Source organism: Paenibacillus durus (assembly GCF_000756615.1).
In the GTDB taxonomy this organism is placed as follows: domain Bacteria; phylum Bacillota; class Bacilli; order Paenibacillales; family Paenibacillaceae; genus Paenibacillus_AQ; species Paenibacillus_AQ durus.
In genome coordinates, this window is the sequence record NZ_CP009288.1 from 4004772 (window position 1) to 4026902 (window position 22131).

Annotated in this window: 19 protein-coding genes; all 19 read right to left on the minus strand. The window is 54.3% G+C overall.

Annotated features, from left to right (window positions below):
- Positions 1-193: 193 nt before the first annotated feature.
- Positions 194-6751 (minus strand): S-layer homology domain-containing protein, encoded by a 6558-nt coding sequence (locus PDUR_RS17160; RefSeq protein ID WP_052410262.1) that lies wholly within the window; start codon positions 6749-6751, stop codon positions 194-196.
- 333 nt (positions 6752-7084) lie between these two features.
- Positions 7085-8119 carry an NAD(P)/FAD-dependent oxidoreductase gene (locus PDUR_RS17165; RefSeq protein WP_042207378.1) on the minus strand — a complete coding sequence of 345 codons (1035 nt, stop codon included), beginning with the start codon at positions 8117-8119 and terminating at the stop codon, positions 7085-7087.
- 171 nt (positions 8120-8290) lie between these two features.
- On the minus strand, positions 8291-8794 hold the full coding sequence (locus PDUR_RS17170; protein ID WP_042207380.1) for a ferritin: 504 nt from the start codon (positions 8792-8794) through the stop codon (positions 8291-8293).
- 107 nt (positions 8795-8901) lie between these two features.
- Positions 8902-9066, minus strand: a complete 165-nt coding sequence (locus PDUR_RS28815; RefSeq protein ID WP_156130485.1) for a hypothetical protein — start codon at positions 9064-9066, stop codon at positions 8902-8904.
- Positions 9053-9778, minus strand: coding sequence for a 4'-phosphopantetheinyl transferase family protein (locus tag PDUR_RS17175; RefSeq protein WP_052410263.1), 726 nt, complete (start codon positions 9776-9778; stop codon positions 9053-9055). The genes PDUR_RS28815 and PDUR_RS17175 overlap by 14 nt, the downstream gene beginning before the upstream one ends.
- A 214-nt stretch (positions 9779-9992) precedes the next feature.
- The gene (gene sigF / locus PDUR_RS17180; protein WP_025690402.1) at positions 9993-10748 is read right to left on the minus strand and encodes an RNA polymerase sporulation sigma factor SigF; all 756 of its coding nucleotides are present in this window, start codon (positions 10746-10748) and stop codon (positions 9993-9995) included.
- Between the two features lie 11 nt (positions 10749-10759).
- Positions 10760-11215: an anti-sigma F factor gene (gene spoIIAB / locus PDUR_RS17185; RefSeq protein ID WP_042207382.1), complete on the minus strand. Its 456-nt coding sequence runs from the start codon at positions 11213-11215 to the stop codon at positions 10760-10762.
- Entirely contained in the window at positions 11212-11565 is a 354-nt protein-coding gene (gene spoIIAA, locus PDUR_RS17190; RefSeq protein ID WP_042207383.1) for an anti-sigma F factor antagonist, read from the minus strand. Before spoIIAA ends, spoIIAB begins: the two co-directional genes overlap by 4 nt.
- A gap of 226 nt (positions 11566-11791) precedes the next feature.
- Positions 11792-12988 carry a D-alanyl-D-alanine carboxypeptidase family protein gene (locus PDUR_RS17195; protein ID WP_042207384.1) on the minus strand — a complete coding sequence of 399 codons (1197 nt, stop codon included), beginning with the start codon at positions 12986-12988 and terminating at the stop codon, positions 11792-11794.
- 169 nt (positions 12989-13157) lie between these two features.
- Complete coding sequence (locus PDUR_RS17200) at positions 13158-13670, minus strand: flavin reductase family protein (protein WP_042207385.1); 513 nt, start codon at positions 13668-13670, stop codon at positions 13158-13160.
- 47 nt (positions 13671-13717) lie between these two features.
- A complete protein-coding gene (locus PDUR_RS17205; RefSeq protein ID WP_042207386.1) occupies positions 13718-15049 on the minus strand; it encodes a pyrimidine-nucleoside phosphorylase in 1332 nt (443 codons plus the stop codon).
- Between the two features lies 1 nt (position 15050).
- The gene (locus tag PDUR_RS17210; protein ID WP_042207387.1) at positions 15051-15929 is read right to left on the minus strand and encodes a purine-nucleoside phosphorylase; all 879 of its coding nucleotides are present in this window, start codon (positions 15927-15929) and stop codon (positions 15051-15053) included.
- A gap of 15 nt (positions 15930-15944) precedes the next feature.
- Positions 15945-16772 (minus strand): purine-nucleoside phosphorylase, encoded by an 828-nt coding sequence (locus PDUR_RS17215; protein ID WP_042207388.1) that lies wholly within the window; start codon positions 16770-16772, stop codon positions 15945-15947.
- A gap of 77 nt (positions 16773-16849) precedes the next feature.
- Positions 16850-18028: a phosphopentomutase gene (gene deoB, locus PDUR_RS17220; protein ID WP_042207389.1), complete on the minus strand. Its 1179-nt coding sequence runs from the start codon at positions 18026-18028 to the stop codon at positions 16850-16852.
- Positions 18029-18093: 65 nt separating this feature from the next.
- The gene (xerD, locus tag PDUR_RS17225) at positions 18094-18987 is read right to left on the minus strand and encodes a site-specific tyrosine recombinase XerD (protein WP_042207390.1); all 894 of its coding nucleotides are present in this window, start codon (positions 18985-18987) and stop codon (positions 18094-18096) included.
- Positions 18988-19142: 155 nt separating this feature from the next.
- Complete coding sequence (locus PDUR_RS17230; RefSeq protein ID WP_042207391.1) at positions 19143-19376, minus strand: DUF4227 family protein; 234 nt, start codon at positions 19374-19376, stop codon at positions 19143-19145.
- Between the two features lie 237 nt (positions 19377-19613).
- Positions 19614-20081: a ferric iron uptake transcriptional regulator gene (gene fur, locus PDUR_RS17235; RefSeq protein ID WP_042209452.1), complete on the minus strand. Its 468-nt coding sequence runs from the start codon at positions 20079-20081 to the stop codon at positions 19614-19616.
- A 96-nt stretch (positions 20082-20177) separates the two neighbouring features.
- Entirely contained in the window at positions 20178-20828 is a 651-nt protein-coding gene (gene spoIIM, locus PDUR_RS17240) for a stage II sporulation protein M (RefSeq protein ID WP_042207392.1), read from the minus strand.
- A gap of 55 nt (positions 20829-20883) precedes the next feature.
- Entirely contained in the window at positions 20884-22131 is a 1248-nt protein-coding gene (locus tag PDUR_RS17245) for an endonuclease Q family protein (protein ID WP_042209453.1), read from the minus strand.

Sequence of the window (22131 nt, forward strand, 5' to 3'; positions counted from 1 at the left end):
TTAATCCTGAGGAAGAGGCCAAGCTCATAATCCCCCCTTCCAGCGAATAACGTCAATTGTCGATGGTGCAGCGTGCAGCGCCCGAGTCCGCAATCTCATTCATGTGCGGGCTGCTCATTCGCTTTAATGTCCCTCTCCTTCCTCAGCAAACAGCCCCAAGCGTCCGCTTGGGGCTAAAAGCAGCTATGTCTTATTATTTCGAGATCAAATTATACAGAGCTTGCGCGGACTCGGCGCGGGTTGCATTTTCTTTCGGCACGAACCGGCCGCCATCCTTGCCTTTCAGTAGGCCAAGCGACACGGCTGCGGCCACATCATTCTTCGCCCAACCGCTGATGCGTGAACTGTCGGTGAATGAAGCTTGCTCCGAATAAGCCGCGGATATTCCCGCCTTCACCTGATAGGCCCGGATGATCATGGACGCCATCTCTTCGCGTGTAATTTGCTGCTGCGGTTTGAAGGACCCGGCATTCACGCCCTTCACAATTCCGCGCTCGTAAGCGGCCGCTATGGAATCAGCATACCATTCCTTACCGGTTACATCGGAGAAAGATGCCTTCTCCTTAGCGGCAAGACCCAGCGAACGGACGAGCATTGCCGCGAACTCCGCGCGCGTGACCGGCTGGTTCGGCGCAAAGCCTCCGCCGCTTATGCCGTTCACGATATGCTTGGCGCTCAGCACGGTAACGGCCCGGTTCGCCCAATGTCCTGCCGGAACATCATTATAAGTCTTAATGTATTCCATTGCGGCGTAACGGCTGAAATGGGTCACCTTCGCTTTGAGAAGGCCGCCGTCCCATTCTCCTCCAATATACTCCGCGATACCGGCGTCATTCAGGTAGTATACGCCGGTAAGCTGTGAATCGGCTTTTGCGTCCATGTGGAAAGTAAGCTCCACCGGTTTCGGGAACGCGGCAAGACTCACCGCTCTACCATCCTTCGTGACCGCTTGCAAAGCCAAATCGTACACCTCACTTGCAAAGCTCATAACGGTTCCAGAAGGCAGGGACAGCTGCTTGGCCGCAGCCTCTTTGGAGGCTTGCTCCAGCTTATGCACGCTCACCGCAATATGCGCTCCGTTCAGCTGCTCCGCTGTCAGCAAGGCGGAGAGGGATTGCAATACCTCTGCCTGAATGGTCAGCGTAACCTGATCTCCCTTAATTTCAAGGCTGCTCATTCCCGCAGCCGATACAGATTGAACGGGCAGAAGGAGCCGCCCAGCATTACGGTCCAGCGTGATCGACACGACGCCGCTGCTGTCAGGTTTCAGCTGATCCGCCGTTACCGTCTGCGTCCCGGCTATTAGGGTTTGATCGGCTGCCGATGTGCCGCCTCCGCTGCCGGTGCCGCCTGTTCCGCCCGAGCCGCTCTGTTGGACCACCTGAACATCGTAGCTCATAGACAGTCCGCTATAACGGACAGAAATGGCAGCCGTACCCGGTGAGAGAGCTTTTACCCTCCCCCCTGCTTCAACGCTTGCAATCAACGGGTTACTCGACTCGAACGTCGAATGTGAAGTTACATCAACCTTGCTATCATCGCTGTATACGGCGAGAACAACGGTACTCCACGTGTCGCCTACAGTCAGGCTTGAAGCAGGCTTGCCGACGATTAAAAATTTCGGTTTGCTCGCGTCCGGTTCCTCCGGCTTCTTAACCACCTGCACTGTAATTGCCTTCGATAGCCCGCCGTAACGGATGGTAATTTCGGCCCTGCCTTCCGCTACCGCCGTTATGATGCCTTGGCCGCTAACACTGGCGATCCCCGGCTGCGCCGACTCAAACGTTGCTTGCGACGTTACATCGGCTTTGCTGTTGTCGCTGTAAAGCGCCTGAACAGACGTACTCCACTTGTCGCCTACGGTCAGGCTTGAAGTAGGCGGGCTCACCGTAAGTTCAGTCAGAGTCGGCTGCGTAGTACCGCCACCGCCGCCGTTATCGCTGCCAGATCTTGTGACGGTAATCGCCAGCGTCTTCGTTGCCTGACCGGCGCGTCCTTTATCCGTATACCATGGCTGGGCCAGCGTCTCAGCCGTAGGCTCGATATGAAGCACGAACTTGTTCACTCCCGGCGCGAGCGGGATATTGCTTAGCAGGACATTGCCGTGAGCGTCCATCGCGCCATCCGCGATCGGCTGCCCGTTGATCGTAAAGGCTACGCCGAACGGCACGATAGCCTTTAGATTCATAGCACTTTCGTCCGTCGTATACTCAATGTCTGTGCCGTACGAGGTTCGAGGAAGCGTAACGATCATCGGCATATCGATCCAGCGCAGCACGTAATCCTCGATAACCTGCTTGCTGCCGCCCTGATTGGCAATCGTCAGCCTCATATTGGTGTCGGTGGAGCTGTATGCCCAGTTGCCCATATCGGTCGTATCGTCCGCATTCCGGGAATGGCTCGTGAACGCCTCGGTCTCCCAATAACCACGGGTGTATTTATACTGGATCGACTTGCCCGCCATCATCTTGAAATTGTATTCGACCACACTTCTGTCGGTCGCGCCGCTCGGCACCTTCATGGCGGTCGAACCGGCGTTCCAGCCGTTGAAATCGCCCGCGATATAAATGCCGTCCGTGCTCGGCGTATAATCCGGCAAATGCAGGCGAAGCGTGACATCGACCATGACCAGCTTCGGGGTGACTTCTTTTTCCGCCGAGTAAGAACGATTGTAAGCGGCGTCATAGGCAGCGACCTTATACGTATAAGCCGTATCGTTGCTGACAGTATAATCCGTGTACTGGCGCATGCTGCTTGGAAGCGCAGCTACCAGCCTATACTCTTTTCCCGCCTCCTTCCGGTAAATTTCGATGCCTGCGGCATCCGCCGCGTCAAGTGTCCAGGTCAGATGCGTCATATTCGACTCGACCGGAATGTCACCCAGTACAGGGGCTGCCGGGCCTTCGGTATCGTCCGGGTCGGGGGAGACAGCCAGGATTGACGGATTGGAAGATACAAAATGTTCTCCATTATCCGTAGATACCTGGGCCAAATACGTATAGCTGCCTGCCGCTGACGGCTCGAACTTCGCCCAGTACACCTTGGAGCCGGTCTCCGCATTGTCCATTTTATAGCGCAGCTTCGTTTCCAAAGCCTGATCCGGCGAGCCGGAGCTTGGATAGTAAATCAGCTTGGCGATAACGCCCGTCGGATCCTGACCAATATTGGCAGGCACATCCGTCAGTCCGGGAATGTTGATATCTACCAGAATTTCGTAGGTTGCCTTGCCGACGCCGACCGTCATATAGGTTGCTTCCTGCACCGTTGTGACGGAATCAATGACAAAAGCCGGCGTTGCCGAAGCCATGTCGCATGGCTCGCTCTCGTTCGCTCCCACTTTAGCCGTCACGGTGTAATAGTATTTATTTCCATTAATGACGCTGCTGTCGGTAAAGCCAAGGCTTCCGCTTTCGCCTACCTTTTGCAGGCCGCCGCCTTCAATGGCCGCCCGGTAGACAATATAACCCTCAGCGCCATCCACGGCATTCCAGGACAGAGCCACGCTGCCGCTGCCTCCCGCCGCTTTCAGGCCGGTGACCTGAGCTACTTCAGACAACTCAGTCGTCGACAGCATCATCATGCCGGAGAGCGTCGGAATCGTCAGGCTGATTTTGCCTCCAGTCACCGTGCCTTCCGCGCCGCTTCCCAGCTTATCCTGAAGGGTTATACCTTCGGGCAAAAAGCCGGTGACATCAGCCTGAACAGTCTGGGCGTCGCTGCCCCGGTTAATGGCGACCAGCGCGCCTTTGGTATCATTTTTACGGGCATATACAATCACATCCCCGCTTGCATAGACCGCCTTCAGATCGCCGGTACGGAAGACTTCATTGTCCTCCCGAACCTTCGCCGCCTTCTGATAGGTGCCGAATAGCTCTGCATACTTTCCTGCTGCGCTGTAACTGCCGCTGTCATTCTCAACAATTCGTTCCCATGGGAAAGCGCGTCTGGAGTCAGGGTCCTTCGTGCCTGTGACACCGACTTCATCGCCATAATAGATCGTTGGAGCGCCGGGATAGCCCATTTGCAGAATCGCCGTCAAAGCTTGCAGCTTCAATGCCCGCTCAGTAGCATCTTTCGCAATCACCAAATGCTCCTCTTCATATTCCGGATAGTCGTATTTTGTGAGGGATCGGGTAGTATCATGCGAATCCACCAGGTTCAGCATGACCTGCCACGCTTCCTTCGGATAATCCTCACGAATCGATTCCAGCGACTGGTTCAAGGTATTCGCATCTCCGGAAATCATGTAGCTCTGAACCGCCCCCCGGAAACGGTAGTTCATTACCGAGTCGAACTGATCCCCGAGCAGGTAGCGCGTGGCAACGCCCCATTCTTCGCCAAGTATGAGCGGTTCCTCAATCGGATTGCCGTTTGCGTCGGTTCTCCCCTCGGTCGATTTGACCGCTTCGCGGAATTTCTGCCACGTGCCGCCCGATACGTCGGGAGCAACGTCAAGCCGCCAGCCGCTGGAGCCCATCCACATCCATCTCTGCGAGTTAGTTGACTGCATTTCTCTGTCGGCGTCGGCTTCGCTAAGACCGGCAAGGTCATGCCCGATGACCGCCTCACGATAGCCGATGTTATTCCATTCGTTCTGCCCCTCAAGCGCCTCTGTATCCACAGGAAAAAAGTCCGTTGCTTCCGTTTGCGGTTCTTTGGCATCCATCGCCGGCAGAGAGTCATATCCCCACCATGCGTCGTATTTGTAATGCAGGTTGTCGTCGTCGCGGTTCTTAACCTTTTCGTTCGAAATGGTGAACCAGGTTGTATATGAAAAATCGTCCGGGTACTTATATTTTACACCTGTCAGCGGATTGATCTTGGCCGTAAACTCCGCGCGGACCGCGGCTTCCGCGTCCGGCTTAGATATTTTGTCCGCGTTCATTTTTTCATAGACTTTGGCCCAGTATTCGTAGGCACCGATTTCGGGATATTTACCATACCGGTCAAAATAAATCGAGTCGTCCCCCACATGATTGAACACGCCGTCGTTAATGATATGCATTCCCTGTTCGTGGGCAGCCTTGGCAAAAGCCTGATATACCCGGTCGGATTCCGCCCGCGAAGCGGTGTAATCCAGTCCCGAGGACGGATCGCCAGGGGTATTATAAACCGGATCGCCGAACATCGGGTCCAGATGCTCATAATCGGTGGCATCGTATTTATGGTTGGAAGCCGCCCAGGCTACGGGATTGAGATACAGAGTTGTAATACCCAGTGATTTCAGGTAACTGAGTTTGGCCTGTATCCCCTGGATATCACCGCCGTAGAACTCGTTGGTCCATGCTCCATCAGTCCGGGCGTCCGGATAGGAAGGCTTATTCTCCGCTGTGGTGCGGTCGGGATTCTCCGGTACATCGTCCCACGTTCCCCAAACTTGATCCGGAGTCGGATCATTTGTTACCCCGCCGTCAAAATATTGCAGCTTCTGTCCGTCCTTCTCTGTCGCATATTTATCCGAGTTCGCCCCTCGGTATCCATCCGCAGTCTTGGCGCGGTTGTTGCTCTTGTCCCCGTCAAAGAAGCGGTCCGGAAAAATCTGATAAACCACCGCATTCTTCATCCAGTCCGGCGTTTTGAAGTCCGGATCGTATACCGTCAGATCGTAAGGAACGGCGCCGTCATCGCTGACGCTTCCGCTTCCGCCTCTGGAAGTGTCATCGCCATACTCTGCTTTGGCTGCACCGTCCACCAGGATGAATTTATAGCCCCAAATACCGATCTTGGAGAACTGGCTTCCCGGAATCGTCACTTCAAAATAATCCTTGTTATTTACCGAAGTCACCCGGTTCATCGTAAAATCTTTGGACAGCGAATCCGAATTCGTCAGCTCCACCTTAGCCAACTGCACGTCGCCCTGCTGGGCGGCAATCCGCAAAGTGACATCCTGCTGCCCCTTTTTAATTGCACCGAAGGGTTTCTTGTAAGTAATGGAACGGCTGTCGAACGCGATGGCGCCTTTATCGATTTTGCCGTCGTAGGCCGAATTTTTTGCAACATAATCATGGGTCAGATTTCTGCTGCCCGAGCTGTAATCAATCGTAAACGTTACATTGGCCGGATCCAGCACGTTTACAGCAAGGTTTTGACCGTTGTCTCCGTAGTTCTCGTCGTTGTTCCAGTCGGTTCCGAAAATGACCTTCGCCTGATAGTTCCCCGCAGGCAGGCTCCGCTGGATTTTGTATACCGTGTTATCAAAGTTGTAATCGACAAAAAACTGCTGGCTTTCTCCCGGCGACCACTCCGCTTCTCCGAAGACAGGCTGCAGATCTCCGACCAGTCTGGGCCACTTGTCAGGGGGCAGAGTTGGGGTATACTGCTGGATTCCCTGCACGTTCGGCAAGCTGATCCGCGCCTCATTCAGGTCCTCATTTATGTAGAAATTGACCTTCGTGGACGCGCCCAGATCAAAGGAAAAGTTATTGCCGCTGTTGTCAAATCCGCTCCAGGTGCCGGATTTAACGAGCTTGAACTCGTAGTGGCCAGCTGGCAGCACGGTGGAATACTCGTAAAATCCGCCTGCCAGATGCTTCATCTGCATTTGCGTATTACTGTTGTCCCAATTCTGAATGCCGACAACGATCCACTTCGTTGCCCCGCCCGGCTGGTCGGTCAGCGAATCGGCAGCCAAGGTGTCCGGATCGGCGTGCGCCGCTGTCGGCAGCAGCCCCGAAACCAACTGAAAAACCATAATGATAGCGGTTACAAAAGAGAGCCAGCGCCAGCGTTTCTTGTCATACTCCATTGACATAGAAATTTTATCCCCTCCGCTTTAGGTTCATTAAACATTGGTGCTAACGTTTGCACAGAACGCATAAAAAATCTGCTGCCTCTCCGGTTTCCAAGCACAGCAGAAAATTCACAAACGTTTGCATGATCATGTTTATTCGATCATAGCATAAGGAAGATTTTGTGTAAACGCTTTATTTAGCATTTTATAGAAAAAATTTGTTTCCCATCCTACCCCGGAACATTGCCCTTGGCGAAAGGCCGAAATAAGGCGGAAGGCTGTGCCTCCCCAGTAAGGACAGCGCAGCCTTCCTCTCACTTAGCGGATATCCTGCGGACCGTCAACCTCTGCCGATCATTCCAGAGCGCCCAGCGCTTTATTCTTCTCTTTGAAGCGTTCGTTATGCGAAGAGACGTAAGCGACCTTCGGGGCTTCCGGATCAAGGTACAGCTTAGCGCTGTTCACCGCTAATACCGCGTCCGTAAACGCTCCGGCAATCAGCCTCACCTTGCTGCCATAGTTGACAAAATCACCCGCGCCGAACACGCCGGGCAGATTCGTTTCGAGCTTTTCGCTGACATTCGCGCTCCATTCCCCCATGTCCAGCCCCCATTCCCGCACGGGTCCGAAATCGGATCTCATCCCGTGATTGACGATGACGGCGTCCACCTTAATCCGTTCGGTTTCTCCGGTATCCACATGACAGATGGTAACTTCCTCTATTCGTTCACCACCGGAGCTGTACAGTTGGCTTACCGAATAAGGCGTGCGTACATTTACCGAGGACGCTTTCATGTTGGCAATATTCTTCTCATGTCCGCCGAACTGCTCGCGCCGATGCACGATGGTAACCCGCTCCGCCACCGGCTCCAGCGCGTTTGCCCAGTCTACTGCAGTGTCACCGCCGCCGGATATCAGCACATGCTTGCCTCTAAATAGCTCCAATTCCTGAACGGTATAATGCAGGTTAGAGATCTCATATCGGTCCGCTCCTTCAATCTCCAGCTTCGCCATCTTTAGAATACCGTACCCGATACACAGAATTACCGTGCGGGTCCAGTGGATGTTTCCCCCCGAGGAGGTCAATAGATAAGTCCCATCCTCCTGCCGGTCCATCGAGGCAATTTGCTCCCCCAGTACAATGGCCGGATCGAAGGTAACCCCCTGCTGCTTAAGCCGGTCGATTAGCTGCCTGCAAAGTACAGGCGTGACACCGCCTACGTCCCAAATGACCTTTTCGGGATATATGAGCATTTTACCGCCCAGTTCTGGATTCGCATCGATTAATTTGGTCTTCAGGTCACGCATACCGCAATAAAAAGCCGCATACATACCGGCAGGCCCTCCGCCGATAATCGTTACATCGTATAATTCCGGTTGGTGCTCCATCGCTCTCCTCCAGTAAGTGCATATATAAATCCCTCTAAATATTTGATATTGATAATCATTATCGATAGAATTGTATCCGAAAACAGCCCCTTATGGCAACACAAAAAAGCCCGGCACTCAGGCTCGGGCTTGATTTAAGTATGTACCCCTCAGAAGCCAGGGCCGCCGGTCTTACTCGGCCGGAGGCGTAAATGTGCGGGCCGCAAACTCGGCGTCCATCATATAGAAAGCGTTGCTGTCGTTCTCGATCCGTTTCAGCTTTTGGATAATGTTGCTGAACAGCGCCTCTTCCTCGACCTGCTCGTCAATGAACCATTTCAGGAAATAAATCGTGGCATGCTCACGCGCGTCAAGCGCCAGATCGGCCAGATGATAGAATTTGCTGGTGTTCTTCTGTTCATGGGCGTAGCTTGCCTCAAAAGCTTCCAGAACGGAAGCATAATCATTCTTCGGCTCAGGCAGTGCCGCCAGAGTAGCCCGCTGATCCCGGTCGTTAAGGAATTTGTAGATCTTCATCGCATGAAAACGTTCCTCTTCCGCCTGAATCAGAAAAAAGTTCGCGAACCCGTCCAGACTTTCGCCCGAACAATACGCTGCCATCGCCAAGTACACATGCGCCGAATAAAATTCAAAATTCATTTGCTCATTTAACGCTTTTGCCAATTCCTCTTGCATGTAGCCACACTCCATCCTTTTTTATATTTTCCCCTCTATCATATCATGAAGTCTATTTTCAATGCCTGACATGAGAGAGAAAAACATGACGAATGAGAGAAAAATGTTCAAACCGTACGTCCCCCGGAAGAATTGAGGGATTTAGCTGATAGAACCTGATTAATGACCATTATCACTTTTTCCGGATATTCAGTAATTGCCCTAAGGAGATTAATAAAGTCACTGTCAGCCATACCTGAATAATTCGTTGCCGACAGTTTAACGCGCTGCATAATTCCCTCCCGACACCTCAACAAATTCCTTGAATAGTTCAAGGCCATCGATCCTTTGTATTTCTTCGGGATGATTTGGGTTTTCAGAGCATAGTGTGACCTTATATTGGGGGGAAAGATGGAACGCTTTGAAATAGCAATCCGGTTCTTTCAGCGGACAGCCGTCTTTCTCTGACAGCTCAATACCGTTATCGTCAATCCGGATAGAGAAAGAATTGAGCGGCATGGACAGTCCTTTACCTCTAAACTTGATATAGCTCTCCTTGGCGGTCCACAATTGATAGAAATAACCGATACGCCTATCTTCGGGTATTTCCTTTATTTCCTCATTCTCCCTGCCGGAAAAGAAGCGGTCGGCTATAGTTAGGTCTATAGGCTTAATCTCTTCTATATCGATTCCTATAGGCTGCTGGTCAACGGCGCAAAGAACATAGTCTCCGGAATGCGATAGATTATAATGATAATCCGGATATGCAGCAAGAAAAGGTTTGCCGTATCGGTTAGCCGTGAACCGAAGAGATTCGTTGTCAACTTTATGTTCCCGAAGGAACAAAGTTCGAATCAAGGCTTCCGCTATTACGCTTCGGATACGGTCATCCTTTCTGGAAAAGCGAAGCGTACGGTTTCTCCTCTCTTCCGACAGACGATTCAGTACCTCATGATAATCTGTTCCTGGTGACTTGGGGATTTTCACGCCATAAATACCGACCAACACCCTCATCTCCTTAAAAATATTGATAAAATATTTATAATTCATCCTATATTTTCAAATATGCACTCATTGTAAATTATGTTATTGGGACTGTCTACTACTATATTCGGCAAAAAACATCAATAAAACAACTAATATTCCAAAGCAGACAAAAACCCGTAAAAAGCAGCCTTCGCCAAGGCTTCTTCCTACGGGTCATCCGTTCGGCAACCATTCACTGTGCAATCTGGTCCTTGATACTTTGCAAAATCTTCTTCTCCAGCCGCGACACCTGGACCTGGGAAATGCCAAGGCGGCTTGCGACCTCGGACTGGGTCTGGTCGCGGTAGTAGCGCAGGTAGACGATCAGCCGTTCACGCTCGGTCAGGGAACCGATGGCTTCATTCAGCGCAAGCTTGTCGAACCACTTCTCCTGGGACTCGTCAGCAATCTGGTCGATCAGGGTAATCGGGTCGCCGTCATTCTCGAACACGGTCTCGTGGATTGAGGTTGGCGGCTTGTTGGCCTCCTGGGCGAAGACGATTTCTTCGGGCGTAACGCCCAGCGCCTCCGCCACCTCGCCGATTGTCGGCAGACGGCCATTCGTTTTGGACATCTCGTCCTTCATTTTGCGGACCTTGTTGGCCATTTCCTTCAGCGACCGACTGACCTTCAGAGTGCCGTCATCACGCAGGAACCGCTGGATCTCGCCGATAATCATCGGTACAGCGTAGGTTGAGAACTTGACGTCATAGCTGAGATCGAACTTGTCCACGGACTTCAGCAGACCGATACAGCCGATCTGGAACAGGTCGTCAGGCTCGTACCCCCGGTTCATAAACCGCTGAACCACCGACCAGACCAGCCGGATATTGCAGCCCACCAGCGTGTCGCGGGCAGTCGTGTCCCCGGCCTGGCTGAGCGCGATCAGCCGTTTGACCTCCGCATCGTCCAAATAGGTCTGCGGAGCTTTTTTTGATTCTGCATCCATGGCTCCATCCCCTAATTATATAAAGCTTTTTTTGAGACGATCGTCTTCTTCATCCGGATCGAGGTCCCTTGTCCGGGTTCGCTGGCGACTTCAAATTCGTCCATGAAGTTCTCCATGATGGTAAAGCCCATGCCCGAACGCTCCAGCTCCGGCTTGGATGTGTACAGCGGCTGCTGCGCCAGCTCCAGATCGTCGATGCCCTTACCCTTGTCCTCGATCATAAGATGCACCGTCTCCCCTCTGATCACCGCAGAGATGTATACAATCCCCGACGGATCGCTGTCATAGCCGTGAATAATACAGTTGGTGACCGCCTCCGACACAACTGTCTTCAGATCGTTCAGCTCATCCAGGGTCGGGTCGAGCCTGGAGACGAAAGCCGCGACGACTACGCGCGCGAACGACTCATTCTCCGACAGCGCCGCAAACTGGACGCTCATGTAATTTTCCGCTTGTGCTTGTGTCATAACGCGACCTCCAAATCCGAAAGCGCTGCAGTTTCATCCTGATACAGCGGCATGATTTTCAGCAGACCCGACATTTCCAGGAGCCGCTTGACCGGCGGGTTGGCATCGCAGATGACCATTTTTCCGCCTTTGCTGCGAATCAGCTTGTACCGTCCCAGAATAACACCCAGCCCCGAGCTGTCCATAAACTGGAGATCCTTCAAGTTCAGCACAAGATGCTCCACCTGCTTCCGCAAAATCGCTTCATCCAAGTCCATTCTCACAAAATCGGCCGCATGATGGTCCAGCTCCCCGGTCAAACGAACGACCAGCACACCCCTGTGATGCTCCAACTGTACATGAGAATTCATATTTGCCACTCTCCTCTTCGTTGCTTTGAAACGGTCTTTGGCAGCTTACAACGTCTTCAAGGACAACGATTTCTACGCGGCAAAGAGCGAATCCTGCCTCACGACAAAACTAGAAGAAAACTCTCATCGTTCTACAAAAGGATCGGGACAAGCCGGCATAAACCGCCTCATGTCCGGCAAAGCATGAAGGGACGAATCCCTCAGTGTTGACGCGCCGCTCTATCCGTCAGTTCACCTTGAACATCGAGCCTGCCGTCCGTTTGAACAGCTTCCACCAGCCGGCCTTGGCAATATCTTCGGGCGCCTTCAGCTCATACTGCTTCACAATCGTATTGCCCTGGTAAACAACCAGCTTCCCAATCGTCTGCCCTTTGGATATTGGAGCCTTGACTTGATCCAGAATGACGGTTTCATGACGGACGCCTTCCTGGGTAATTCCTTTTTTCAGCAAAATGGTGTAGTCCTCTTGCGCCTTGATCGGCAGCTCGGCCTTTACGCCCTTCCCGATCTTGAGTGTGCCCAGCGTCTCGCCGGCCTTATGAATCGTATGGACTTTATACTGCGAGAACAAGAAGTCGAACATGCCCGATACCTCGCTGTTGCGGGTCTTCGTATTGGGCTCTCCCAGCACGACGGCGACTGCCCGCAGCCCGTCTCTTGACGCGGTCGCCGACAGACAGAATTTGGCTTCCGAGGTATAGCCGGTCTTCAGTCCGTCCGCCCCTGTATAGAAGCGTACCAGCTTGTTCGTATTTACGAGCCAGAACGGCTTCTCCGAATCCTTGCGCAGATAATCCTGGTAGGAGCCGGTGTATTTGATAATCCGTTCATGCTTCAGGAGCTCGCGGCTCATGACCGCGATATCACGCGCAGAGGAATAGTGGTTCTCGGCAGGAAGCCCATTGCAGTTGGCAAAATGTGTATCCTTCATGCCGAGCTCCTCCGCCCGCTTGTTCATCAGGTCGACAAAAGCGCTCTCCGAACCGGCGAGCTTCTCCGCCATCGCCACGGACGCATCGTTCCCGGAAGCCATCGCGATGCCCTTCAGCATCTCATCGACGGTCATTTCTTCACCCGGCTCCAGAAAAATCTGTGAACCCCCCATCGACGCAGCGTAGTCGCTTGTCCGGACCTTATCGGTCAGCTTCAGCCGTCCGTCATCCAGCGCTTCAACGGTGAGCAGCATCGTCATGATCTTCGTGATGCTTGCCGGAGGCAGCTTATCATGGCTGTTCTTCTCGTAAATGACGGTTCCGGTCCCGGCATCCATCAGAATGGCCGAGCGCGCCTGCGGCGCCAGATCGGCCGCCTTGGCGGCACCGCCGGACTTCTGCCCCTTTTCCTCCGCGAACGCCGCGGTGGCCGGGCTCACAGCGCTAAATACGATGCACAGCGCCAGCAAACATAAGCGAAATTTTGTCATCAAAGTTCCCCTCCTGAACGTTAACCTTCTTATCGCAGGTACTGTGTTCCAGTTTCGTCAGAAAAGGGTGGAAATATTCCCGGTATTTCCAGATAAAATATAAAAAAAACGGCCAAACCCCAAAGGGAATGGCCGTTCTTGCCGTATCAAAATAAATTGTCAATCGAATTTATTCTTTAATCCGGACCTGCGTAATTTCACCAACATACAAACGATGGTAATCTTTTTTGGGATACATCTGATGAATGCTTTCATCCAGAAATTTAGCCGGGTCTAGGTCCTGATAGTAGAGCTTGCGGCATTCAAGTACGAGTCTGGCCTCCTGGAAATACACGATCCCAGGCGTGTCTTCCACCGGAGTGATATCCGCTGCCTCCGCTTTATCCGTATCTCTTCCCGAGGCGCTGCCGCAAATCTCCAGCGCACTCCGGTAATCCTCCGTAAAGAACGACAGCGAGAACGTATCCGAGGACTCCATAAATTCATAGGTGTATCGGGTTGGCCTTACTACGCAAAAAGCGATTTTTTTGTGCCAGAGGATACCCAGTCCGCCCCAGCTGGCTGTCATCGTGTTGTACCGCTCGGCTCCTCCTGCCGTGATCAGCATCCAGTCTTCCCCAATCAGCTTGAATACATTATCCGACAATTCTTGCGGATCCAACAATTTAAACGCTTGGCTCATTCCTTCTCCTCCACCACATAAAATACAATCAATCCCAGTATACTCCACTAATACCGGGTTACGCCATCCTTTGTAACGATGGCATAGACGAGTGGCGGAGGCGTTACAGGCTGAGCCGTAATGCGGTAGGCTTCCAGCACCTTCTCCTCGGCTTCCTTCACCTTGCTGCCGGAAGCGTCGTTCACATGCAGGACGGCCAACGTATCTCCGGCGGAGACGGCGTCGCCAACCTTCTTCGACAGCACGATGCCGACAGCCAGGTCGATGACGGATTCCTTCGTCTCCCGTCCCGCGCCGAGCAGCATGGCGGCGATGCCGATTTCTTCGGCCTGGATCGCTTCGATATGGCCGTCTGCCGCCGCTTTAACCTCCACCTGCTTCCGGGCGGCGGGCAGCATCGAAGGCGATTCAATCTGAGCAACATTCCCGCCTTGGGCCGCGACGATCACCTTCAGCTTCTCAAAGGCGCTGCCGTCCGCGATGTGCTCCTGAAGGACCCTGCGGGCTTCCTCCGTATCCTGCGCCTTGCCGCCGAGAACCAGCATCTGGCTGCCAAGGATCAGGCATACTTCCGTGAGATCCTTCGGACCATGGCCGCGCAGCGTTTCGATGCCTTCCTTGATTTCCAGCGCGTTGCCGATGCCGTACCCGAGCGGCTGATCCATGTCGCTGATGACGGCGACCGTGTTGCGGCCAAGCTGGGTTCCGATATCAACCATCGCCTGCGCCAGCGCGATGGAATCATCCAGCGTCTTCATGAACGCACCGCTGCCGGTCTTGACATCAAGCACGATGGCGTCCGCGCCGGCGGCGATTTTCTTGCTCATGACGGAGCTGGCGATGAGCGGAATGGATTCCACGGTAGCGGTCACGTCACGCAGAGCGTACAGCTTCTTGTCAGCCGGGGTAATATTGCCCGACTGGCCGATAACCGCCGCGCCGATTTCGCCGACCTGAGCGAAAAAGCGCTCGCGGTCCATCTCGACGGAGAAGCCGGAGATGGACTCCAGCTTGTCCAGCGTGCCGCCGGTGTGGCCGAGGCCGCGCCCGGACATTTTGGCGACCGGAACCCCTGCCGATGCCACTAGTGGAGCGAGAACGACGGTCGTCTTATCGCCCACGCCTCCCGTTGAATGCTTGTCCACCTTGATGCCCGCAATCGGACTGAGATCGACCTGGTCGCCGGACTTGGCCATTTCCAGGGTTAAATCGCCGGTCTCGCGGGCGTTCATGCCCCGGAAATAGACGGCCATCGCCCAGGCGGACATTTGATAATCAGGTATTTCCCCGCGGCTGTAACCCTGGATGAGGAATGAGATTTCCTCGCGGCTCAGCTCGCCTCCGTCTCTTTTCTTATGGATAATGTCGATGGCCCGCATATTAAATTTGTACCTCGCGCACGAAAGCGCGGACAAGACCGATAAACTTCGGTTTGGTTAGATTCGCCACCTTGACTACCTGCTCATGCGTCAATGGCTCCAGTTCGTCGCCGATCGCCATGTCGGTGATACAGGTAATGCCGAGCACTCTCAATCTGCTGTGGCTCGCGGCGATGACTTCGGGAACAGTCGACATGCCGACGGCGTCGCCGCCGAGTAACGCGAGCATATTCAGCTCGGACGGCGTCTCATAGGTCGGGCCGCTGATGCCTGCGTATACCCCTTCCTGAAGCTTCAAGCTTTCTCCATCCGCCCCCTTGATTTCGGGCGCCAGCTTCTTGGCAAGCGCGATATATTCCGGATCGTAAGCGCGGGACATGTCCGGGAACCGTACGCCAAGCTCCGGATCATTCGGTCCGATCAGCGGGTTGTCCCCCGTCATATTCAGATGATCGGTGATCAGCATCAGGTCGCCTGCTTTGAACGCCCGGTTCATGCCGCCGCCCGCATTGGTGATAACGAGCGTACCGATGCCGAGCTTGGCCAGAACGTAAACGGGCAGCACAACCTTGCGCATCGCATAGCCTTCGTAATAGTGGAAACGTCCCTGCATAATGATGACGTCCTTGCCTTCCAGCTTGCCGATGACGAACCGTCCGGCATGTCCTTCCACCGTCGAGCGCGGAAAATGAGGAATCTCTTCGTAAGGCAAATATACGGCATCCTCAATCTGGTCGCCCAGATCGCCAAGGCCGGAACCGAGGATCAGGCCGATAACGGGCTTATAAGAGCCCAGCTTGGATTCTACATAGGCGGCGGCTTCCTTCACCTGTACGCCATAAGCAACGGCATCAGGTGCGCTGTTTGCGGATTGTGTCATTGTGGATTCCTCCTTCTACATGTTCGGAATAAGAGCAAGCACAAGGCTCAAGAAGCGTTCGCGCACCCGCTCCGCTGTCTCCATGACCTCATCATGGGACAAGGGCTGGTCGAGAATGCCAGCGGCCATGTTCGTAATACAGGAGATGCCGAGCACCTCGATACCGGCATGGCGGGCGACGATGGTCTCGGATACAGTGGACATGCCGACCGCATCGGCGCCCAGGCGGCGCAGCATGACAATCTCGGCCGGCGTCTCATAGCACGGCCCGAGCAGGCCCGCGTAGATGCCTTCTTTGAACGTGAAGTTCTGGGCCTTCGCCGTTTCGCGCGCCACAGCGATCAGCCGGCGGCTGTACGGCTCGGACATATCAGGGAAGCGCACGCCAAGCTTAGCATCATTCGGTCCGATCAGCGGATTGCGGCCCGTCAGGTTAAGATGGTCGGTAAGGAGCATCAAATCCCCCGCCGAGAAATCCGTATTCACACCGCCCGCGGCGTTGGTCACGAGCAGGCTGGTTACGCCCAGTTCCTTCATCACGCGTACTGGAAACGCCGTCGTCTCCGGTCCGTAACCCTCGTACATATGAAAGCGGCCTTTCATCATCACGACCTTGCGGCCTTCGATCGTACCGATCAGCAGCTCTCCTTCATGTCCTTCAACAGTGGACACCGGAAAATGGGGGATATCCTGATAAGGGATACTAATCCCGTCTTGGATCAAATCGGCCAGAATACCGAGCCCGGAGCCGAGAATCAGCCCGATTTCCGGCGCTTCCGCCCCTTTACTCTTGATGTACTCTGCTGCTTCCTGAATCGCGCCGAGGCTTACTGTGTTCGTCATGTATGCTCCTCCTTAAATGTAGGCGTGTGCGTAATTATGATGCAGATTCCAAAAAATCCATGCCGCCGTCAGGCGGATTACTTCAGCTCTCCAAGGAAGCTAGTCCCGTACTGCGGCGCCGCTGCTCCGAAATTCTCGGCGATTGTCGCCGCCACATCGGAAAAGGTCTTCCGAACGCCAAGACTGCTCGGGGCCTTAAGCTTCGGACCATATACGAGCAGAGGCACGTATTCGCGGGTATGGTCGGTTCCGCTGTGTACGGGATCATTGCCGTGGTCGGCGGACACAATCAGCAGATCGTCCTCGCCCAAGGCGGACATAATATCCGGCAGCGCCTTATCGAACACTTCAAGAGCACGGCCGTAGCCTTCCGGATCGCGCCGGTGTCCATAGAGGGAATCGAAATCGACCAAATTCGTGAACAGCAGCCCGTCAAACGGCTTACGAAGCTGTTCAATCGTCACTTCGATACCATGTTCATTGCTCTTGGTAGGGTAAGAAACCGACACGCCCTCGCCCGTAAAAATATCGTTGATCTTGCCAACGGCGATCACATCCCTGCCGATGTCGGCCAGCGCGTTCATTACCGTCGGCTTCGGCGGCTTCACCGCATAATCATGCCGGTTCGGCGTCCGGGTAAAGCTTCCCGGCTCACCGACGTAGGGCCGGGCAATGACACGGCCGACCGAGAATTCAGGCGCCATCGTCAGCTCTCTGGCGATATGGCAGGCGCGGTACAGCTCGTCCAGCGGGATGATCTCCTCATGCGCAGCCAGCTGAAACACGCTGTCCGCAGAGGTGTAGACGATCCAGGCCCCCGTCTTCATCTGCTCTTCGCCGTATTCCACAAGAATTTCGGTACCGGAGGCCGGTTTGTTGCCAAGCACCTTGCGGCCTGTGGCAGCCTCGAATTTCTGTATAAGCTCCGCGGGAAATCCGTCCGGATACGTATTGAACGGCGTCTCGATCTTCAGGCCCATCAATTCCCAGTGGCCGGTCATCGTATCTTTGCCAACGGAAACCTCCTGCATCTTTCCATAATAGGCTTCCGGTGCCGAAGCCGGCTCAAGCGGCGGCAGCGGGGCGATATTCGCCAGGCCCAAACGCTGCATATTCGGCAGCTTTAGCCCAGGGTTCCGCTCCAGAATATGGCCGAGCGTATGCGCGCCCGCATCGCCGAAGCCGGCGGCGTCCGGGGCCTCCCCGATGCCGACGCTGTCAAGTACGATAAAGCAAATCCGTTTAAAAGAGGACACTTCCGTCCACGCTCCCTTTAGCTTAAGTAATGGTTATAATGGATATGTTTTCCCAAAAAAATACATTAGCGCGCCCGGGGATGATGCTTTTCATAAACTTCTTTCATATTTGCGCGGGCGATGCCGCTGTACATCTGCGTCGTGGAAATATCGGCATGTCCGAGCATCTGCTGCACGGAGCGCAGATCGGCCCCTCTTTCCAGCAGATGGGCGGCGAACGAATGCCGCAGCGTATGCGGCGTAATATCCTGCCGGATATTCGTCTCCTTCGCATATTTTTTAATTATTTTCCAGAACCCCTGCCGGGTAAGCCTGCCGCCTAGACTGTTGAGAAACAGCGCCGGTTCGTTCTTGTCTTCACGCAGCAGCTTGTCCCGGCTGTCCCTGGTATAAGCCTCCACGCATTCCGACGCGATGACCCCAATCGGCACCACCCGTTCCTTGCCGCCGAAGCCGCAGCACCGTGCAAATCCCAGGCCGGGCTGCACATCGCCAACATCAAGCATGATCAGCTCGGACACCCGGATTCCGGCAGCATACAGCAGTTCAAGCATAGCCTTGTCGCGAAGCCCGTGTGGAGTCATGAGATCGGGCGCTGCCAGCAGCTGCTCTACCTCTTCAACGCTCAGCACCATCGGAGCTTTCTTCTCGGACCTTACCGCTTCCATCTCAAGCGTCGGATCGGCGGTGATCAGCCTTTCTTTTAGCAGAAATTGAAAAAAGGCGCGGATCGAGACCTGGTTCCGGTTAATGGTCGCCGCCGCCCGGCCCGCCGCTTTAAGCCCGCCGAGATAGAGCGTAATCAGCGGCTTGCGGATATCGTCCACGGTTAGGACGCCCCGTCCTTCGGCATAGTGCAGAAACTGTGAGACATCGCGTCCGTAGGATTCCAGAGTGCTGGGCGACACGTTTTTTTCACGGGAAAGATACTGCAAAAAGGCCTGCAAGTGTGACTTCATTGGTCCACGCTCCCACCCTGGCGCGCCGCATAGATGCGGTTAAAAATTCGGCGCAAAGGGCGCCACAACGCGCAAAACTTACAGCCCCGGAAGAACCCCCCGTTTCTAAACGTTTCATTCGACAACTTTCGTAATTATTCCTGCCTAAAGCGAATTCACTCCCCGTACCAGTAGTACAGGCGAAGCCTTTCTCCCGGATTCATTGCCTCTCCCCCGGGCTGAATCTCGTGAAACGCCCGAACTGCCGAGCCTTCCGGTATGTACGGATCGGGAACCGGATTGATCCAGCTGTGAAGCAGGTCCATTATATTATAGAACAGGCAGCTCAATGCGACAAATATCACAATGTAACAGAGCCGTCGAAGCGCTTTGGGTACGGAAATGATCATTTTGCATTCCTCCCGCGAAAAACTTTTGACCCCTGCAAAAAACCGATGCCCTCATAGCTTTGCCGCTGATACGGACAATCCCTTCCCAATTTATGCAGCTTCCGGCCCGCTTATGTATATTCTGGCGTTATGAGAAGGCTTACTGACACCACCAAAAAGCTCTCTCCGGCAGAGTGCCGGGGAGAGCTACTGGGTGTATCTTCTATTAACTTCATGTAACTTAATAGGTCTATGAATTTACTCAGAACGTTTACCTTCCGAATTGTTCTTCTCCCTGCAGCGGTAGCAGATCCCGTGAAAATCAAGCCGGTGATCGATGACCGAGAAATTGAATTCCTTATACAGTTTCTCTTCCAATGGCGCAAGCCAGTCTTCGCGGATCTCATCCATGCTGCCGCATTGCACACATATCATATGATGATGATGATGCTTGGAAGTATCCGTCCGCAGATCATATCTGGCGACGCCGTCGCCGAAGTTGATCTTCTCTACGATATGAAGCTCGCTGAGGAGTTCAAGGGTACGATATACGGTGGCGAGACCAATCTCCGGAGCCTTCTCCTTTACGAGCATGAACACGTCTTCGGCGCTGAGATGATCGTCCTCATTCTCCAGCAGTACGCGTACGGTCGCTTCCCGTTGGGGTGTAAGCTTGTATCCTTGGGATTGCAGTTGCTGCTTAATTTTATCGATCTTGTCTTCCATCATCATTCTCCCTCCCCCCAGGAAAATAGCGCTGTGTTCTCTCTTAAAGTCACTTCTTTCATTATAGGGGGAGTAATCTTGAGAAGTCAAACGCTTTTACTGTCCGTTATATTCCGCCGCCGACTGCACCAAAGAGGGGGTCACCCAGCGCATCATTGTCGGTGTAACCCACGTCTCGAAGGAGGATACGCCGAGAATTAAGAGGGCCATAACAAAAGACAGCAGCGTATACATGGCAAAAGGACGCCCGACGCGAAGCGGACGGCGAGCAGTCACCCTGCTGCGGATCATGAGCAGCGAGAACGCGATGGCCGCCGCGCTGCATACGAGAAGCGCCGGAATCACCACCAGATTATGCGGAGCGACGGACACGAGCGCGAACAGCAGGCCATGCCATGAATATTGGCTTACCAGGCAGCCGACCGTGAAGCCGATGAGCACGCCCTTGAGGAAATCCAGGACAAGTATACCGGGAAGCCCGATAACCGACAGGCCGAGAATCCAGATGAGGCCGATCCATTTCAGATGAAGACCTGCTATGCTCCAGAACGATTCCGGCGCCGCGGGTAGCCCGTGCTGATCCACGGTCATAAAGAAATTGCCCAGATAGTCGCTGAGCTCCTGTTGCTGGTCCATCGTCAGCGCGCTGACGATCAGGGCGCCGAAGACGACCCCTACCAAGAATAATACGGCGACAAAAATATAAAGCGGTGTCTGCTCCTTAATCATATGACGGAAGTTCCGCATCGGGACGTTCTCCTCTCATGGTCACATGTTACACCATATGAAGAAACGCCCCGCTCTATGACTTGTCCTTGGGCGCAAGGGCTACCCTTCCGTACGTTCCGCCCCCGCCGGCGGTAAGCTCCAGGCTTCCGGAGCGGGCGGCGGCGATCTTCGCAGCCAGCTCCACACCGGCTACCACAGCCAGTTCCTCCTCGCCGGCTTCATGCAGAATATTCATCTCAGTGCCGAAGGCCTCCAGCAGAAGATTCATCTTCGCCTTTCCAAGACCCGGAATAAACTCCAGCGGAACCTGATAACGGTAAGGCGGGCGGCGGTCCGGAACGACCGGCTCCTCCCTGTCCGCGATATTCAGAATCCGGTCCAGCACACCCTGCACCAGCTTTACGCTGCCGCAGTACGGACAGCGCTGCGAGGTTGCATAAGCTTCGTCGATAATGCTGCCGCAGCCCGCGCAGTACGTCCGGTGATACTTGCCAAGCCGGGGGTTCAGCCCGTAGTTGGCCGTAACCCGGCGGCCTTCGCGGCCTTCGAGCGCAAGCCGCAGCTCCGCAAACGAAGGGTCGGCGAGCTCCATTTCATTGTATTCGCGTCCGATCTTCCCCAGCGAATGAGCATCCGAATTCGTCAGAAACGTGTACGGATCGAGTTCGGAAATATAACCGGCCATTTCCGAATCCGCGCTGAGGCCGAGTTCCACCGCAGCGATCCGCCGGAGGTCGAACAGCTCGGCCATCCGCTCGGCGGCGCAGCCGTACAAGCCTTTATGCGGCGTGAAGATGTGGGCGGGTATCAATATCCCTCCGCGCCCGTATATTTCGTCCTGAAGCTCCCGGGAGGGGACATAGATGCGCTGGGAGCTTAAGTTAACGTTCCGCATATGGCGCCCCATCCAGAGGCTGAATTCGGTCATCGCCTTAAGATCGGGCATGAAGGCCAGCACATGGCATTCTTTGCGCCCGGGCTCGCGGATTTCGATCTCTGTACCGAGTATGATTGCCGTTCTGCGGTACGCGATGCCGCCGCCTTCGGCCTCCGTCATCTCTCCATCATGGAGACAGTTCAGAATATCCCGCTGAACGGCGGGCGAGTGACTGTCGATAATGCCGATCAAGCCGATGCCCTTGCGCTCCGCCGCTTCCTTGGCGATTCCCGCAAAGGTCAGCTCGCGGCTGCCGCTGATCTTGACCGGCTGTCCCTCGGACGTTCTGCCGATATGGACATGCAGGTCGCAATAGCAGCGGACAAGCTCCAGCGCGGAAGAGGATGCGGCCGAGGCCCCTTTCCGCTTGTGCTTCTCATCCAT

Bases quoted from the DNA above. Each gene is read 5' to 3' on its own strand.
- PDUR_RS17200 (WP_042207385.1), bottom strand. From the start codon at position 13,670: ATGAGCCAAGCGTTTAAATTGTTGGATCCGCAAGAATTGTCGGATAAT.
- PDUR_RS17205 (WP_042207386.1), bottom strand. From the start codon at position 15,049: ATGCGGGCCATCGACATTATCCATAAGAAAAGAGACGGAGGCGAGCTG.
- spoIIM (WP_042207392.1), bottom strand. From the start codon at position 20,828: ATGCGGAACTTCCGTCATATGATTAAGGAGCAGACACCGCTTTATATT.
- spoIIAA (WP_042207383.1), bottom strand. From the start codon at position 11,565: ATGAATTCTCATGTACAGTTGGAGCATCACAGGGGTGTGCTGGTCGTT.
- PDUR_RS17215 (WP_042207388.1), bottom strand. From the start codon at position 16,772: ATGACGAACACAGTAAGCCTCGGCGCGATTCAGGAAGCAGCAGAGTAC.
- xerD (WP_042207390.1), bottom strand. From the start codon at position 18,987: ATGAAGTCACACTTGCAGGCCTTTTTGCAGTATCTTTCCCGTGAAAAA.
- PDUR_RS28815 (WP_156130485.1), bottom strand. From the start codon at position 9,066: ATGCAGCGCGTTAAACTGTCGGCAACGAATTATTCAGGTATGGCTGAC.
- PDUR_RS17170 (WP_042207380.1), bottom strand. From the start codon at position 8,794: ATGCAAGAGGAATTGGCAAAAGCGTTAAATGAGCAAATGAATTTTGAA.
- PDUR_RS17160 (WP_052410262.1), bottom strand. From the start codon at position 6,751: ATGTCAATGGAGTATGACAAGAAACGCTGGCGCTGGCTCTCTTTTGTA.
- sigF (WP_025690402.1), bottom strand. From the start codon at position 10,748: ATGGATGCAGAATCAAAAAAAGCTCCGCAGACCTATTTGGACGATGCG.
- PDUR_RS17195 (WP_042207384.1), bottom strand. From the start codon at position 12,988: ATGACAAAATTTCGCTTATGTTTGCTGGCGCTGTGCATCGTATTTAGC.
- PDUR_RS17210 (WP_042207387.1), bottom strand. From the start codon at position 15,929: ATGACACAATCCGCAAACAGCGCACCTGATGCCGTTGCTTATGGCGTA.
- PDUR_RS17245 (WP_042209453.1), bottom strand. From the start codon at position 22,131: ATGGATGAGAAGCACAAGCGGAAAGGGGCCTCGGCCGCATCCTCTTCC.
- PDUR_RS17165 (WP_042207378.1), bottom strand. From the start codon at position 8,119: ATGGAGCACCAACCGGAATTATACGATGTAACGATTATCGGCGGAGGG.
- spoIIAB (WP_042207382.1), bottom strand. From the start codon at position 11,215: ATGACACAAGCACAAGCGGAAAATTACATGAGCGTCCAGTTTGCGGCG.
- fur (WP_042209452.1), bottom strand. From the start codon at position 20,081: ATGGAAGACAAGATCGATAAAATTAAGCAGCAACTGCAATCCCAAGGA.
- PDUR_RS17230 (WP_042207391.1), bottom strand. From the start codon at position 19,376: ATGATCATTTCCGTACCCAAAGCGCTTCGACGGCTCTGTTACATTGTG.